Source organism: Burkholderia sp. BCC1988, assembly GCF_905339895.1.
GTDB lineage: Bacteria > Pseudomonadota > Gammaproteobacteria > Burkholderiales > Burkholderiaceae > Burkholderia.
Genome location: NZ_CAJPHA010000007.1, coordinates 290,794 through 305,338, shown reverse-complemented (window position 1 = coordinate 305,338; position 14,545 = coordinate 290,794). Strand labels below are relative to the sequence as shown.

Sequence of the window (14,545 nt, the reverse complement as noted above, 5' to 3'; positions counted from 1 at the left end):
CCGGCGCGCGTCGGCGCCGCCTAAAGTGACCGGAACGCCCCCCTTCCGGAGAACGACATGACGCACCCGCAACCCCGTACGATCGCGATCACCGGCGCCGGCACCGGCATCGGCGCCGCGTGCGCGCGCCGCTTCGCCGCCCGTGGCGACCGCGTCGTGCTGATCGGGCGGCGCCGCGCCCCGCTCGACGCGCTCGCCGCCGAGACGGGCGGCCTCGCGCTCGCCGGCGACGCCGCGGGCACGGCCGACTGGGCCCGCTTCCTGCCGGAGATCGCCGGGCGGTTCGGCCCCGTCGATGCGCTCGTCGCGTGCGCGGGCGGCCACGGTCTCGGCCGCGCGGACGAAACCGACGACGCGCAATGGCGCGACGCGCTGCATGCGAACCTCGACACCGCGTTCGTCAGCGCACGCGCGTGCCTCCCCGACCTGATCGCGCAGCGCGGCAGTATCGTGCTGGTCGCGTCGATCGCCGCGCTTGCGGCCGGGCCCGGCGTATGCGGCTACACGGTCGGCAAGCATGCGCTGCTCGGGCTCGCGCGATCGCTGGCACGCGACTACGGGCCGCACGGTGTGCGCGCGAACGCTGTGTGCCCGGGCTGGGTCCGCACGCCGATGGCCGATGCGGAAATGGAACCGCTGATGTCCGCATACGGCGACACGCTCGACGGCGCGTATGCCCGCGTGAGCGCCGAGGTGCCGCTGCGGCGCGCGGCCGATCCGGACGAGATCGCGGCCGTATGCGCATTCCTGGCATCACCGGATGCGTCGTTCGTAACGGGCGCGACGCTCGTCGCCGACGGCGGCGCAACGGTCGTCGACGTGCCGACCCTCGCATTCGACACGCTTTGATGCATGGGGATACGCCGCCCGCACGACGCATCTTCGCTGCACGGAGACGCATCGCCCGCGCGCGCATCGTGACGGGCGGCCGCGCTCGCCCGCCGGCACGCGACCGCCCGTCCCTTCGCCCGGCGCATGCACCACGCCGCGCGCGCTTCCCGCCCCGGAAATCCGCTAACATCGACCGATCCCGCCGCCCCCGCGCGGCCCTGCCTCACCGATCGGCATTCGATGAACATCCGGTTTCTTGAAACCTTCGTCTGGCTCGCGAAGCTGGAGAACTTCCGGCTCACGGCCGAGAAACTGCACACGACGCAGGCGGCCGTGTCGAGCCGCATCGCGTCGCTGGAAGAAGCGTTCGACGTGCGGCTGTTCGACCGCAACACGCGCTCGGCGACGCTCACGCCCGCGGGGCGGCGCATGCTCGCGTACGCGGAACGCATCGTGCGGCTCGACAGCGAGATGCGGCGCGACATCGACGCAGCGAGCGACGCGGGGCTGATCCGGATCGGCGTGATCGAGTCGATCGTGCACAGCTGGTTTCCGGCACTGATGGCGCAATTGCGCGAGCGCTATCCGCGCCTCGACGTCGAGATTACCAGCGACACGACACTGCACCTGATCCGCCTGCTTAGCACCGACGGCGTCGACCTGATCCTGCAGACCGACCCGGTGCCGGGCCCCGACTTCACGAACCTGCCGCTGTGCGAATTCCCGGTGCGCTGGGCGGCGAGCCCGCGTCTCGGGCTCGGCGGCGAACGGCTCGACGTCGCGCGGCTTGCCGCGTACCCGATCATCAGCTTCTCGCGCCACTCGGGCCCGCACGCGACGATCGAGCGGCTGTTCGCGGCCGTCGAGCGGCCGGCCAGCATCAACTGCATCACGTCGGTCGCCGCGATGATCCGGCTCGTCGCCGACGGCTTCGGCGTGGCCGCGCTGCCGCCCGCGATCATCGGGCGCGAACTGCAGGAAGGCGCGCTCGAACTGCTCGACGTCGAACCCGAATTCCCCGCGCTGCCGCTCGTCGCGTCGTATCGCACGCAGGGGCTGCCGGTCGCCGCGCGCATCGCGGAACTGGCGAGCGAAGTCGCGCGCGCGATGCCGGCGGTTTCCAGCCATACGAAGCCCGCCGCGTCGGCAAAGGCCGAGGCCGAGGCCGAGGCCGAAACCGAAACCGAAACCGACATCGTCGACAAGTCCCCCGCCCGCTCGGCGAAAAAAGCCCGACCCGCGTCGGCAAAACGCACGCCCCAATCCACATCGCCCGCCACCCCGGCGAAACGCCGCCCGCGCCGCTCATAAGAAAACCTGTTCACCGCGAATTTGTTTTCTTGTTGGACGGGTGCGGCCCGTCTTCGGGACACTGCGGTTCCTGACACACCCCGTCACAAGGAACCCGCCATGTCCCGCCTTTCCCTTCCGCACGGCCAGCTCTGCGTCTGGACGGACATCGATCCCGCGCACGAAGCCGATTTCAACGCGTGGTACGACCGCGAGCACATGCAGGAGCGTGTCGCGATTCCCGGCTTCACGCATGCGCGCCGGTTTCGCGCGACCGACGGCGGCCCGCGCAAGTACCTCGCGCTGTACGTGACGGACACGCTCGACGTATTCCATAGCGACGCGTACCGGCGCGCGTTCACGCAGCAGACCGCGTGGTCGCTCGCGAACTTCGAACGGATGACGGGCACGCAGCGGCGGGTCGGCGACCTGACGATCGAGGCCGGCGACGGCGAAGGCATGCATCTCGCGCTGTTCGTGCTGCCGCCGGAGCGCGTCGACGTGCCGCACCTGCGCGAGCGCTTCGACGCGGCGCTGCACGAGCCCGGCATCCACGCGGCCCGGCTGTTCCGCACCGCGCCGGACCTGTCCGCGCCGATCGGCGCCGACGCGGCCGCGCGTCCGGCCGCCGACGCGCTCGTGCTGATCGAGGGCAGCGATGCCGCGGCCACGCGCCGCGTCGCCGCCGCGATCGCCGGTCACGACGACGTGCGCACCTTCGACCTGCTGTGGCGCGCCGCCGCGCCGCTGCCGGCTGCCGGTCGCGACGCCGAAGCCGAACCGGCCGCCGCCGCGCTGCCGGCCTGAACGCCGACGCCGCCACCGGCCGCGCCGTCCGTGATCCGCACGCGGCCCGCGCATCGGTCCCCGCGCGTCACCCCCGTCCTCCTTCACGACATGCCCGACACCATGAGCACTCTCGCCCAGCCCGCCGCCCACGCGCCCCGCCGCGTCCGCAACAGCCGACTCGCGACCGCGAGCATGATCGGCACGTCGCTCGAGTGGTACGACTTCACGATCTACAACACGCTCGCCGCGCTCGTCTTCAACCACCTGTTCTTTCCGTCGGTCGATCCGCTGGCCGGCACGATCCTCGCGTTCTCGACCTATGCGGTCGGCTACGTGTCGCGTCCGCTCGGCGGCTTCGTGTTCGGCAACCTCGGCGACCGCATCGGCCGCCGCGCGGTGCTGATGCTCACGCTCGTGCTGATGGGTGTCACGACCGCGCTGATGGGCGCGCTGCCGACCTATGCGCAGGCCGGCATCCTGAGCCCGATCCTGCTCGTCGCGCTGCGCTTCGTGCAGGGTGTCGCGCTCGGCGGAGAATGGGCCGGCGCGGTGCTGCTGTCGGTCGAGCACGGCGACCAGAAACGGCGCGGACTGTCCGCGTCGTGGACGCAGATCGGGCCGTCGTTCGGCACGCTGCTCGGCACCGGCTGCATCGCGCTCGTGACGCTCTCCACCACGTCCGACACCTTCCTGTCGTGGGGCTGGCGCGTGCCGTTCGCGGCCAGCGCGCTGCTCGTCGTATTCGGTTTCTGGCTGCGGCGCGGCGTCGACGAAACACCGCAGTTCGAGCAGCTCGCCGAGTCGCACGCGACCGCCGACGTGCCTGTCGCAGAAGTGCTGAAGTGTCACTGGCGGCGCCTGCTGATCGCCGGCGGCTCGCGGATCGGCTCCGACGTGCTGTACGCGCTGATCGTCGTGTTCACGCTGACCTACGTGACGACCGTGCTGCACCTGTCGCGGCCGGTCGCGCTGACGGCCGTGATGATCGGCACGGCCTGCAACGCGCTCGCCGTGCCGTTCTTCGGCGCGCTGTCGGACCGCTTCGGACGCCGTCCGGTATACCTCGCCGGCGCGATCGCCGGGATCGTGTGGGCGTTCGTGTTCTTCGCGATGCTCGATTCGGCGCGGCCGGGCGCGATCGTCGCGGCGGTTGCGATCGGCCTCGTGATCCATGCTGTGATGTACGGCCCGCAAGGCGCGTTCGTCACCGAACAGTTCCCGACCCGCGTGCGTTATGCGGGCTCGTCGCTGGCCTACACGCTCGCCGGCATCGCCGGCGGCGGCTTCGCACCGCTCGTGATCGCCACGCTGTTCCGCCAGACGGGCACGACGACGGCCGTATCGCTGTACGTCACCGCGGCGCTCGTCGTCACGTCGATCGCGCTGCTGGCCGCGCGCGAGACCGCGCACCGGCCGCTCGCGGATTGAACATCCCCGCCGGTCGTTTCACTCATTCGCACTTCGAACGGATACCCGCATGCAAGCCCTGTCGTTCAACGTGATGGCCCTGCAAGGCGCGCCCGCCCAGGTCGACGTCGAGATCGAACGTGTCGTGATCGCCGGCTGGGCCGGGCGCGATCCGGACGCGATCCGCGCACACATCGACGAACTCGCGGCGCTCGGCGTCGCGCCGCCGTCGGCCACGCCGTGTTTCTATCGCGTGTCGTCCGCGCTGCTCACGCAAGCGCCGTCGATCGGCGTGCTCGGCGCACGCTCGGGCGGCGAGATCGAGTGCGTGCTGATCGACAGCCCGGTCGGCACGCTGGTGACGGTCGGCTCCGATCATACGGATCGGGAAGTCGAGGCCTACGGCGTCGCGGTGTCGAAACAGGTGTGCGCGAAACCGCTCGGCCGCGACGCGTGGCGTCATGCGGACGTCGCCGATCATTGGGACGCGATCGAGATGCGTTCGTGGTGGATCAAAGCCGGCGGCGAGCGCGTCGCATATCAGCACGGCGCGGTCAGCGGGCTGCTTGCGCCCGCCGCGCTGTGGCACCGCTTCGACGACCGGCGCACGATGCCCGCGCGCTGCGCGATGTTCGGCGGCACGGTCGCCGTACACGGCGCGATCGCGGCGATGGGCGACGGCGACGCGTTCGAGATGGAACTCCACGATCCGGTGCTCGGGCGCAGCCTGCGGCACCGGTACGAGGTCGAGGTATTGCCGGTTGTCGCGTAAAGGCGGTGGCAGGTGCGCAGGCAATAAAGAACCCGCCCGCACGCGGCCCCGTCACCCGCCTTCAGCGCTCGCCGTCATCGCAAGCAGCCCAGCCCGGCCAGCGTCGCCTCCACCGCCGTATCGAGCGGCGTCACCGGCTCGCGGCCCAGCACCGCCGTCACCCGCGCGTTGTCCATCCGGAGCGGCTCGCGCCACAGATAGCGCATCTCGAGCATCTCGCGCATCGTCGTGACGAACGGCGCCGCGACCCACACGAGCCACCACGGGAAACGCCGCACCGTCGGCCGCATCCCGTGCCGCTGCGCGACGCGGCGCACGGCCTGCGCCATCTGCGTGCCGTCCGCGTCCCAGTGACCGCCGAAGTGGAAGCGCGCGAACGGCGCCAGCGTGTCGCGCCGCTCGAGCAGCTCGACCATCGTGCGCGCGACGTCCGGCAGGTACGCCCATTGATGGCCGACGCCCGGCCGGCCCGGCACGCTGATGGCCGCGACGGGCCGCCCGGCCTTGACGAGCGCCTGCCCGAACCAGTTGTTGCCGGCGTGCGCCCCGAAGAAATCGCCGGCCCGCACGATGATCGTCCGGACGCCCTGCGCGGTCGCCGCCTGCAACCGCCGCTCCATCTCGACGCGGATCGCGCCCTTGCGCGTCACCGGATGCTGCGGCGCCTCTTCGCGCAGCACCGGAAACGCGTCGGGGCCATAGTTGTAGACCGTCCCAGGCAGCACGACGGTCGCCTGCGCCAGCGTCGCCGCCGCGATCGTGTTGTCGAGCATCGGCAGCACCTGCGTCGACCAGTTCCGGTAGCCGGGCGGATTCACCGCATGCACGATCACGCTGCAGCCGCGCGCCGCGCGAACCACCGCCTCGCGGTCGAGCGCGTCGCCGCGCAGCCATGCAATCCCGTCGCGCTCCACGGTCTCGGCGTCGAGCCCGCGCTTGAGCGCGCGCACCTGCCAGCCGGCATCGCGCAACTGACGCGCGACCTCGCCGCCGATACCTCCGCTCGCGCCGAGCACGAGTGCCTGTCGTTGCGTCCCGCCTGCGTTCGCCGTCATTGCCGTTCTCCGTGAATGAACCGTTGTCAGCACCCATTCTGGCGCGAGGCCGCCTAACAAGGAATTGCCTAACCCGATGCATCGGCTATACATTTATGCATGGCCATCGATCTGAACTGGGAACGCTACCGCACCTTCCTCGCCGTGCTGACGGAAGGCTCGCTGTCGGGCGCGGCGCGCACGCTCGGCATCACGCAGCCGACGGCCGGCCGCCACGTCGCGGCGCTCGAAGCCGCGTTCGGCCAGACGCTGTTCACGCGCTCGCCGTCGGGGCTGCTGCCGACCGAGGCGGCCCTGGCGCTGCGCGGCCATGCCGAGGCGCTGCGCAGCGCGGCGGCCGCGTTCGAGCGCGCGGCCGCGAGCCACGGCGCGGGCGTGCGCGGCACCGTGCGGATCTCGGCCAGCGACGTGATCGCGGTCGAGGTGCTGCCGCCGATGCTCGCGCAGTTGCGGCGCGACCATCCGGGGCTCGTGATCGAACTGGTGCCGACCGACCGCATCCAGGACGTGCTGAATCGCGAGGCCGACATCGCGGTGCGGATGGCGCCGCCCGCGCAGGAGGCGCTCGTCGCGCGGCGCATCGGCCAGCTGGAAGTCGGGCTGCATGCGCGCGACGACTATCTGGCGCGCAACGGTACGCCGTCATCGACGGACGAACTCGCCCATCACGCGCTGATCGGCTTCGATACGGTCACGCCGTTCATCCGCGCGGCGGGGCGCGGGATGCCGCTGTGGAACCGCGATGCATTCGCGCTGCGCACCGACAGCAATCTCGCGCAGCTCGCGATGATTCGCGCGGGCTACGGGATCGGCTTCTGCCAGAACCGGCTCGCGCAGCGCGATGCACGGCTCGTGCGCGTGCTGCCGGACGGGCCCGCGACGAAACTGGAAACCTGGATGGTCATGCACGAGGATCTGCGGACGAGCCCGCGTTGCCGGGCCGTATTCGATGCGCTGGCGAACGGGCTGCGTGGGTATGCCGAAGGGACGGCCGACTAGGCCGTTCCCGCCCGCCGCGCACGCAAATCGCCGCGGCGCGCGCTATTCGTGGATCTTGCCGGCGAACAGGATGTCGGCCATGCGCCGCCACGGGTTGTCGGGCAGGTCGTAGCAGCGCAGCCCCTCGTCGGACGCCTCGGCCCAGTCGACCATCGCCTCCAGGTACTCGCCGATCGAGCGGTTTTCCCAGCCGAGCGCGGCGGCCGCATACGGCGCCGGCGGCAAGTCGGCCTCGAGCTGGCGCTCCTTGTGCCAGTCATGGCCGAGCACGCGCAGGAAACGGATCAGCGAGCGCTCGTCGATCACCCGCTCGAGCGCGTGCGCCAACCGCGCGGCCATCTCGCTTTTCAGTTCGTCGTTCATGCGTATCGCCCCCTGCTACGCAACGTTCAGAACGCTTCCAGCTCGCACCAACCGGGATACGTTTCCTCGACGATGAAGAAATCGTCGAAGTAGACCAGCCCGAGCCGTTCGAGCGACCTCATGCACGCATCGGCGGCGTCGCCGCCGAAGAACGGGCCGAGCGACACCAGCCGGTCCGACTCGTCGAAACAGTCGGCGAAATTGAATTCGCGCATGAGCGCGGACAGGTCGACGTCTTTCTCGACCAGCGCCGCGCGTCGAACGACGATCCCGAAATCTCTCGATATTTTCATCGGTACCGACTCCCGTCGAATACGTGCCGCTGCGCCGACGCGCATGCGTGCTTCATGCTTCACATCAGCAACTGCCGCGACAGCACCTCGCGCGCCTGCGTGACCGTCTCGCGCTCGCCCGGCATCGGCGGCGTCAGCGAGAACACCGCGTCGGGCAGCGTCGGCAGCCGGTATTTCGCGCCGAGCCGCACGAGGCCCTCGCCGATCGCCGACGCGCACAGGCAGCCGACGCCGAGCCCCGCCGCCAGCATCGACTGCAGCCCCGCGACGCCCGACGCGCTGTGCACGAGCACGTACGGCGCGTGCTGCTCGTCGAGCGAGCGCACCGCGATCTGATGCATCATGCAGTCGTCCGGCAGCAGCACGAGCGGCAACGGCTCGGGCAACTGCTCGGCGAGCGCGGCCGACGTGACCCACGACAGCGGCTCGCGCCGCAGCACCCAGCGCGTATCGGCCGACGCGGGCCGGAACGGGCCGCTCGACAGGTTCATCACGACGCCAAGATCGATCTGCCCGCGCGCATGGGCAGCTTCGATCTCCGCGCTCTTCATCGCGCTCACGTGCAGGCTCAGTTGCGGGTAGCACTCCCGCAACCGCGCGAGCAGGCCCGCGACTTCATGCGTCCGGTAGTAGTCGGTGATCGCGACGCGCAATTCGCCCTTGATCGCCTGTCCGCGCACTTCGTCGAACGCGGCCTCGTTCAGCGCGACGATGCGCCGCGCATGCTGCAGCAGGCGCGCGCCGGCCGGCGTCGGCTCGACGCCGCGCTTGCTGCGCACGAACAGCGGCACGCCGGCGCGCGACTCGAGCTTGCGCACCTGCTCGCTGACCGTCGACTGTGACAGATGCAGCAGCGGCGCGGCCGCCGTTAGGCTGCCCGCATCCGCCACCGCCGCGAACGTGCGCAACTGATCCAGGTCGAAACCGCGCATCGCACCCTCCATCCATCGAATAACCCGATGGATGCTACCACCAATTCCCGCTTTTCCGATTCATCGGCGGTCCCCAGAATATCGGTTCAACGGCCCGCCGAACCCGTTTCCACGGGATTCGGCATGCGTTGCGGCCACCATTCTTCCGGATTTCCTTTCATGACCGACAACACCCTCGCCCGTTGCGCGCCGGCCGGCGCGGCTGCCGCGGCACCGCCGCGCAGCCATCACGGCTGGGCGCTCGTGGTCCTGCTGGTCGGCGCCATTCTGCCGCCGCTCGACTACTTCATCGTGAATCTCGCGCTGCCGGCCATCCGCGACGGCATCGGCGCGCGGCCGGCCGAGCTGCAGCTCGTCGTGTCGGCCTACGCGTGCGCGAACGCGGTCGTGCAGATCACCGGCGGGCGTCTCGGCGACCTGTACGGCCGCAAGCGGATGTTCATGATCGGGATGGCCGGGTTCGTCGTCGCATCGGCGCTGTGCGGGCTCGCCGGCAGCGGCGCGGTGCTGGTCGGCGGCCGCGTGCTGCAGGGCCTGTTCGCCGCGATCCTCGCGCCTCAGGTGCTCGCGACGATCCGCAGCGTGTTCAGCCCGCAGGAGCAGGTGCGCGTGATGGGCTTCTACGGTTTCGTGTTCGGCCTCGCGGCCGTGATCGGCCAGCTCGGCGGCGGCGCGCTGATCGACCTGCATCCGTTCGGGCTCGGCTGGCGCGCGATCTTCCTGGTCAACGTGCCGATCGGCATCCTTGCGCTGCTCGGCAGCTGGCGCTTCATCCCGGAAAGCCGGCCGCCGCGCGGCCAGCGCATCGACGTGCCCGGCACGGTGCTGCTGTCGCTGTTCCTGCTGATGCTCGTCTATCCGCTCACGCACGGACGCGAGGCGGGCTGGCCGCTGTGGATGATCGCGTGCGTCGTCGGTGCGCTGCCGATGCTCGGCGCGCTGCTGGCGGTCGAAGCGCGCCGGCTCGCCGGCGGTCGCGATCCGCTGCTCGACGTGCGTCTGCTGCGCAATCCGGTCGTCGCGCTCGGGCTCACGCTCGCGTTCCTGTTCTACATGCTGAGCGCGTTCTTCCTGAGCTACGGCATCTATCTGCAGGGCTGCCTGAACTGGTCGCCGCTCGCGTCGGGGCTGGCGATCCTGCCGCTCGGCATCGGCTTCCTCGCGAGCCCGCTGCTGATGCCGCGTCTCGTCGAGCGGTTCGGCGGCTATCGCGTGCTCACGCTCGGCTTCGCGATGCTCGCGGCCGGCGTCGCGACCGCCGCCGCGCTGGCCGGCGATCATGCGCCCGGCCCGGGCTTTTACGCGGGGATCGCGGCGATCGGCATCGGGCAAGGCCTCGTGCTGCCGTCGGTCGTGCGGATCGTGCTCGCGGAAGTCGACGCGGCGCGCGCCGGGGTCGCATCCGGCATGGTCACCGCGATGCTGCAGATCGGCGCGGCCGTCGGCGCCGCGACGCTGGGCGGGCTGTTCTTCGCGCGGCTCGGCGCGCAGCCGCGTGCGCTCGACTACGTGCAGGGGTTCAGGACGGCGATGTGGGCGCTGGCGGCCGTGCTGCTGGCGTGCGTCGCATTGTCGGCCGCATTGGGGCCGATGCATCGGCGGGGGCGGGCCATCGCGTGACGACGCCGGCCAGGGAAGCCCTCGCCGGCAGCGAATCGCGGCATGCGCGACTGCTTGTCGGCGGCGGGCTCACTGGTGATGCTTGAGTTGCGCGTGCCGTGCTTCCCATTCGGCCAGCTCGACGCGATAGCGCGCCAGCGCTTCGTCGTACAGGTCGAACACGCACGGCGAGCAGCCGCTGTTGCAGCAGTCTTCCAGTTCGGGTTGTTCGGGCGGGGTCGGACGCGGATCGTCTGCGAGCGTATCCGCGGAGGCAGGCTTGGTCACGGCTTCAGTCATATGGTGTGGAACGCCCAGTATACGGTGATGGTCAGCGGCATGCAGGCACGCACCGGGCGCAGCCGCGCATCCGCCCCGCGGACAGGAGTCGCGCCACGGCCGAAGCCGTGAATCCGCCGGAACGCCGGGCGCCGTTCGGCGCCTTCTCGATGGCCGCGATCCAGGGCGACGGCGGGATCCGATCGAAATCGCGGCGATCGCGGAAATCCCGCGTGCGCGATTTCGCATGCCCTGACGTCGCACTCGAGTGCGATCACCCGCTCCCTGCTACGCCACGCGACCGCTCACCGGAATCGATGCGCCGGTGATCGCCTGCGCGTCGGTCGACAGCAGGAATCCGATCGTCGCCGCAAGCTGCTCGGGCCGGACCCAGCGCGTGAAATCCGCATCCGGCATGTCCGCACGGTTCGGTGGCGTGTCGATGATGCTCGGCAGCAGCGCGTTCACGGTCACGCCGCGATCGAGCAGTTCCGCCGCCAGCGCCTCGGTGAGCCGCGCGACGCCCGCCTTCGCGGCTGCATAGGCGCCCATCCCGGCGCCCGCCTTGAACGCCGCGCCCGCGCCGATGTTGACGATGCGGCCGGCCGGGCTCGTCACCAGATACGGCAGCGCGGCCTTCGACGCGTTCAATGCCGTCTTCACGTTCAGTTCGTACATGCGGTCCCACGTGGCCGCGTCGCCGTCGGCGATCGTCTGCCAGACGAACGCGCCCGCGATGTTCAGCAGCGCGTCGACCCGGCCGAATTCGCGATTCACCGCTTCAAGGGCGCGCGCAGCCGCCTGCGGATCGACGAGGTCGATGCCGCCGATGCGCAGCGCATCGGCCGGCACGCCGGGCAGCGCCTGCGCGTCCGGCGCCGCGCCGCGGCCGATCAGCGCGACGCGCGCGCCGCGCTGGCCGAGCCAGGCGGCCGTGGCGACGCCGAGATGGCCGAATCCGCCGGTGATCGCGACTGCCTTGCCTTTCAGATCGTGTTCCATCGATGTGCTCTCCTGGGTCGAGGGGGTTGGATGATACGTGGTTCGGGGCGATGCCGGTACCGACACGGACGCGCGTGGCCAGCGTTTCGACAGCGTAGCGCCGTTCATGCTTGCGCGCGCACGGCGATCAATGCGTCACCGCCAACGCAGCCGCTCGGTTGATCCGCAGCCGTGAAGGCGCGCACCGCGCATGACGGTGGACGGCAGGAGGTAGGGGTTAGGCGTTAGGCGACAGGCGGCGGGCGGCAGACGGTGGGCGGGGGAAGGTGGACGGTGGACGGTGGACGGTGGACGGCCGACAGCCGACGGCCGGGCATAATGCGCGAACACGGTGCGCCGCGCGGTGCCCCGTGATCGCGCCGGGCCCTTGAACGGCCCGCGTCGTTTCCGTAACGAAACCCGAACCTCAACCCGTCTATCCCATGCAAGTACTCGTCGTTGGCACCGGCAAGCTGGCAACCGAACTGCTCGGCTCGCACCGGCTCGACCCCGCAACCTGTCGCGTGACGGCCTGGTCGGACCCCGCACGCACCGAGACGCGTTCGATCGTCGTGCACGCCGGATCCGGCCGCGAGCTGCCTGCCGCGATCGAATTCTGCCGCGCAACGGGCTCGCCGCTCGTCGAGCTGTCCACCGGCTCCGAGCTCGAAACCGGATCGCACGACTTCCCCGTCGTGCTTTGTCCGAATACGAACATCCTGATGCTGAAGTTCATGAGCATGCTGGAAACCAGCGGCCATCTGTTTCGCGACTGCCGCATCAGCGTGACGGAGTCGCACCAGGCCAGCAAGACGTCCGTGCCGGGCACCGCGGTCGGCATCGGTCAGGCACTCGGCGTGCCGGCGCAGGACATCCGCTCCGTGCGCGACCCCGACGAACAGCGCGACGCCCTGCAGATTCCCGACGATCAGCTCGGCCGCCATGCGTTCCACCGGATCCGCATCGAGGATGGCGCATGCAGCCTGCAGTTCGAATCGCGCGTGTACGGCGCGTCGCCTTACGCGGACGGCGTGTCGCGGATCGTCGAGACCGTCCGGCAGCACGAACTCGAACCCCGCCGATACTCGATCGTGGAGTTCATCCGCAACGGCTGGCTGTAGGCGCGACGGTGCGCTGATCGCGCCGACGCCACCGCGGCCGGCACATTCGACGGCCGCGATCGCACGATCGCGCACGCGCCGCTTATCCGTCGCCCAGCACGGCCCCGCTCTCCGGCAGCGTCGCGCCGCCGTCGACGACGATCGTCTGCCCGGTGATGTACGCCGCATCGGCCGACGCGAGAAACAGCATCGCGTTCGCGATGTCCTCCGGCTCGCCCATCCGCGCGAGCGGAATGTCGCGCGCGATCTGCGCGGCGACCGACGCATCGCCGAGATTGCCGGCGGCCGGCGTGCGGATCATCCCCGGCTCGACGCCGTTGACCGTCACGTTGCGACGCGCGAGTTCGAGCGCCGCCGCGCGGATGAAGCCGTTCACGCCGGCCTTCGACGCCGCGTAGTGCGCGAGCCCCGGATAGACGACGCGCGGCCCGGTCACCGACGACGTGACGAGCAGCCGCCCCGCTCCCGCACGCTCGAATGCCGGCAGCGCGGCCTGCGCGAGCCAGAACAGCGCCGACAGGTTGACCGACAGCGTGCGCTCGAGCATCGGCTCGTCGATCTGCGCAAACGGGGTCAGCGGGAAGTACGCGGCGTTGTGAACGACGACGTCGAGCCGGCCGCCGTCGCGCTCTACCGCCGCGACGAGCGCGCCGAGTTCGTCGCGGCTCGCGGCGTCGACGCGATACGCGCGCGTGTCGCCGCCCGCACTGGCAAGGGCGTCCGCCTGCGCGGCGGCGGCATCACCGTTGAGATCGGCGAGCGCGACGAACGCATCGGATTCCGCGAAACGGCGCGCGATTGCCGCGCCGATCCCCTGCGCGGCGCCCGTGACCAGCACGACGCGTCCGCTGAAATCCGCACGCAGGCGGGCGCTGCCCGGCACGGCGCTCATCATTGCGCCTCGCCGCCGAGCGGATGCACGGTTTCGTTCAGCACCTGCGCATGCGCGCCGATCGGGAAGTTCGACAACGTGCCGAAGTCGCCGCCCTGATAGCCGAAGATCTTGCCGTCCGTCTTGCGTTGAGCAAGATCGATCAGCACGACGCCGAGCGTCGGCACCACCTTTTCGCGCCACACGAACAGATACAGTTCATCTGCAATCCTGAAGTAATGGCAGCGATCCACGTCCGCCAGCCCGCCTTCTACGCCCTGCAGGCACTGCCATGCGTAGAAGTTCTCGTTCAGGTAGATGTGCTCGTAGCATTCGGTCGGGCTGTAGCGATACATCGTCCGCTTGCCGATCAGTTCGCGCGTGGGCCCATGCAGCGGGCCCGGCTGCGCATGGCCGCCGAGCGTGCCGTGCCGGAATGCCGCGTCGACGCCAGTCAGCGGCAACCCGCGCGAAACGCGCGTGAACGCGTCGACATGCGTGTCGGCCTCGGTCGGCAGCGTGCCGATCACCGACGTCCACACGCCGCTGCCGACGTCGATCACGAGGCTCACCGACGTCGCGCGCGCCACCGGATCGATGTAGTCGACGAAGTACAGGTCGTCGCGCAGCCGCGTGACGCGGCACGGCGCATGGCCGCCCGCGTCGGTCGCCGCATCGCGCCATTGCAGCGCACCGGCCTCGAACGTGTAGACGCGCCATGTGCCGGACGCGTCGCCGAGCGTCACCGAGCGCCCGACGAGCGCGTTCACGGGCGCGAGGATGTTCGCGTCCGGTGCAAAGCCGTCCGCGAGCGCGCCAACCTGAATGAATACCGGATCCTGTCGTTCCACCTGCCGTCTCCCGCGCAGCTTCAGGCCCGGCGGGCCGTGTACGCTGCTCATGTGCACATGGTGCGGGCTGCGCGCGCCGCACGGTATCGGCCAAAAGGATGAAGGGCGCGCG

Annotated in this window: 16 protein-coding genes; 8 read left to right on the top strand and 8 right to left on the bottom strand. The window is 70.5% G+C overall.

The window, feature by feature from the left end:
• The first annotated feature begins 57 nt into the window (after window positions 1-57).
• The 5 genes from U4012_RS12950 (at window position 58) to U4012_RS12930 (ending at window position 5,089) form a co-directional block, all read left to right on the top strand.
• Complete coding sequence (locus U4012_RS12950) at window positions 58-849, top strand: SDR family oxidoreductase (RefSeq protein WP_321798984.1); 792 nt, start codon at window positions 58-60, stop codon at window positions 847-849.
• Window positions 850-1,071: 222 nt separating this feature from the next.
• Window positions 1,072-2,142, top strand: coding sequence for a LysR family transcriptional regulator (locus U4012_RS12945; RefSeq protein ID WP_321799056.1), 1,071 nt, complete (start codon window positions 1,072-1,074; stop codon window positions 2,140-2,142).
• Between the two features lie 99 nt (window positions 2,143-2,241).
• Entirely contained in the window at window positions 2,242-2,928 is a 687-nt protein-coding gene (locus tag U4012_RS12940; protein ID WP_321798982.1) for a DUF4286 family protein, read from the top strand.
• 90 nt (window positions 2,929-3,018) lie between these two features.
• Window positions 3,019-4,338 (top strand): MFS transporter, encoded by a 1,320-nt coding sequence (locus U4012_RS12935; protein ID WP_321798980.1) that lies wholly within the window; start codon window positions 3,019-3,021, stop codon window positions 4,336-4,338.
• A 49-nt stretch (window positions 4,339-4,387) separates the two neighbouring features.
• Window positions 4,388-5,089 carry a DUF2848 domain-containing protein gene (locus tag U4012_RS12930; RefSeq protein ID WP_321798978.1) on the top strand — a complete coding sequence of 234 codons (702 nt, stop codon included), beginning with the start codon at window positions 4,388-4,390 and terminating at the stop codon, window positions 5,087-5,089.
• Window positions 5,090-5,163: 74 nt separating this feature from the next.
• Here the strand turns inward: U4012_RS12930 and U4012_RS12925 are convergent, their stop codons facing one another.
• Window positions 5,164-6,144: an NAD-dependent epimerase/dehydratase family protein gene (locus tag U4012_RS12925; RefSeq protein ID WP_124489056.1), complete on the bottom strand. Its 981-nt coding sequence runs from the start codon at window positions 6,142-6,144 to the stop codon at window positions 5,164-5,166.
• A 99-nt stretch (window positions 6,145-6,243) separates the two neighbouring features.
• On the opposite strand from U4012_RS12925, the gene U4012_RS12920 reads away from it, so the two are divergent.
• The gene (locus tag U4012_RS12920) at window positions 6,244-7,143 is read left to right on the top strand and encodes a LysR family transcriptional regulator (protein WP_321798975.1); all 900 of its coding nucleotides are present in this window, start codon (window positions 6,244-6,246) and stop codon (window positions 7,141-7,143) included.
• Between the two features lie 42 nt (window positions 7,144-7,185).
• Here U4012_RS12920 and U4012_RS12915 read toward each other — a convergent pair whose 3' ends face one another.
• Genes U4012_RS12915 through U4012_RS12905 form a run of 3 tightly spaced genes read right to left on the bottom strand, consistent with a single transcriptional unit; the run spans window position 7,186 to window position 8,731 of the window.
• Window positions 7,186-7,506 carry a hypothetical protein gene (locus tag U4012_RS12915; protein ID WP_257769343.1) on the bottom strand — a complete coding sequence of 107 codons (321 nt, stop codon included), beginning with the start codon at window positions 7,504-7,506 and terminating at the stop codon, window positions 7,186-7,188.
• A gap of 26 nt (window positions 7,507-7,532) precedes the next feature.
• Window positions 7,533-7,799, bottom strand: a complete 267-nt coding sequence (locus U4012_RS12910; RefSeq protein WP_044846658.1) for a hypothetical protein — start codon at window positions 7,797-7,799, stop codon at window positions 7,533-7,535.
• Between the two features lie 59 nt (window positions 7,800-7,858).
• The gene (locus U4012_RS12905; RefSeq protein ID WP_321798971.1) at window positions 7,859-8,731 is read right to left on the bottom strand and encodes a LysR family transcriptional regulator; all 873 of its coding nucleotides are present in this window, start codon (window positions 8,729-8,731) and stop codon (window positions 7,859-7,861) included.
• A 159-nt stretch (window positions 8,732-8,890) separates the two neighbouring features.
• Here U4012_RS12905 and U4012_RS12900 point away from each other — a divergent pair, with 159 nt between their 5' ends.
• Entirely contained in the window at window positions 8,891-10,351 is a 1,461-nt protein-coding gene (locus tag U4012_RS12900; protein ID WP_321798969.1) for an MFS transporter, read from the top strand.
• A gap of 69 nt (window positions 10,352-10,420) precedes the next feature.
• Here U4012_RS12900 and U4012_RS12895 read toward each other — a convergent pair whose 3' ends face one another.
• Both U4012_RS12895 and U4012_RS12890 read right to left on the bottom strand, forming a co-directional pair.
• Window positions 10,421-10,618: an oxidoreductase-like domain-containing protein gene (locus tag U4012_RS12895; RefSeq protein ID WP_039321747.1), complete on the bottom strand. Its 198-nt coding sequence runs from the start codon at window positions 10,616-10,618 to the stop codon at window positions 10,421-10,423.
• Window positions 10,619-10,897: 279 nt separating this feature from the next.
• Window positions 10,898-11,611 carry an SDR family NAD(P)-dependent oxidoreductase gene (locus U4012_RS12890; RefSeq protein WP_321798965.1) on the bottom strand — a complete coding sequence of 238 codons (714 nt, stop codon included), beginning with the start codon at window positions 11,609-11,611 and terminating at the stop codon, window positions 10,898-10,900.
• 422 nt (window positions 11,612-12,033) lie between these two features.
• On the opposite strand from U4012_RS12890, the gene U4012_RS12885 reads away from it, so the two are divergent.
• Entirely contained in the window at window positions 12,034-12,711 is a 678-nt protein-coding gene (locus U4012_RS12885; protein ID WP_044846655.1) for a dihydrodipicolinate reductase C-terminal domain-containing protein, read from the top strand.
• 82 nt (window positions 12,712-12,793) lie between these two features.
• Here U4012_RS12885 and U4012_RS12880 read toward each other — a convergent pair whose 3' ends face one another.
• Window positions 12,794-13,603: an SDR family oxidoreductase gene (locus U4012_RS12880; RefSeq protein WP_321799054.1), complete on the bottom strand. Its 810-nt coding sequence runs from the start codon at window positions 13,601-13,603 to the stop codon at window positions 12,794-12,796.
• Window positions 13,603-14,433: a molybdenum cofactor biosynthesis F family protein gene (locus U4012_RS12875; protein ID WP_321799052.1), complete on the bottom strand. Its 831-nt coding sequence runs from the start codon at window positions 14,431-14,433 to the stop codon at window positions 13,603-13,605. Before U4012_RS12875 ends, U4012_RS12880 begins: the two co-directional genes overlap by 1 nt.
• Between the last annotated feature and the right edge of the window lie 112 nt (window positions 14,434-14,545).

Coding starts and splice junctions, on each gene's coding strand:
- U4012_RS12930 (WP_321798978.1), top strand. CDS start 4,388: ATGCAAGCCCTGTCGTTCAACGTGATGGCCCTGCAAGGCGCGCCCGCC.
- U4012_RS12935 (WP_321798980.1), top strand. CDS start 3,019: ATGCCCGACACCATGAGCACTCTCGCCCAGCCCGCCGCCCACGCGCCC.
- U4012_RS12905 (WP_321798971.1), bottom strand. CDS start 8,731: ATGCGCGGTTTCGACCTGGATCAGTTGCGCACGTTCGCGGCGGTGGCG.
- U4012_RS12925 (WP_124489056.1), bottom strand. CDS start 6,144: ATGACGGCGAACGCAGGCGGGACGCAACGACAGGCACTCGTGCTCGGC.
- U4012_RS12945 (WP_321799056.1), top strand. CDS start 1,072: ATGAACATCCGGTTTCTTGAAACCTTCGTCTGGCTCGCGAAGCTGGAG.
- U4012_RS12880 (WP_321799054.1), bottom strand. CDS start 13,603: ATGAGCGCCGTGCCGGGCAGCGCCCGCCTGCGTGCGGATTTCAGCGGA.
- U4012_RS12885 (WP_044846655.1), top strand. CDS start 12,034: ATGCAAGTACTCGTCGTTGGCACCGGCAAGCTGGCAACCGAACTGCTC.
- U4012_RS12920 (WP_321798975.1), top strand. CDS start 6,244: ATGGCCATCGATCTGAACTGGGAACGCTACCGCACCTTCCTCGCCGTG.
- U4012_RS12910 (WP_044846658.1), bottom strand. CDS start 7,799: ATGAAAATATCGAGAGATTTCGGGATCGTCGTTCGACGCGCGGCGCTG.
- U4012_RS12900 (WP_321798969.1), top strand. CDS start 8,891: ATGACCGACAACACCCTCGCCCGTTGCGCGCCGGCCGGCGCGGCTGCC.
- U4012_RS12915 (WP_257769343.1), bottom strand. CDS start 7,506: ATGAACGACGAACTGAAAAGCGAGATGGCCGCGCGGTTGGCGCACGCG.
- U4012_RS12950 (WP_321798984.1), top strand. CDS start 58: ATGACGCACCCGCAACCCCGTACGATCGCGATCACCGGCGCCGGCACC.
- U4012_RS12890 (WP_321798965.1), bottom strand. CDS start 11,611: ATGGAACACGATCTGAAAGGCAAGGCAGTCGCGATCACCGGCGGATTC.
- U4012_RS12940 (WP_321798982.1), top strand. CDS start 2,242: ATGTCCCGCCTTTCCCTTCCGCACGGCCAGCTCTGCGTCTGGACGGAC.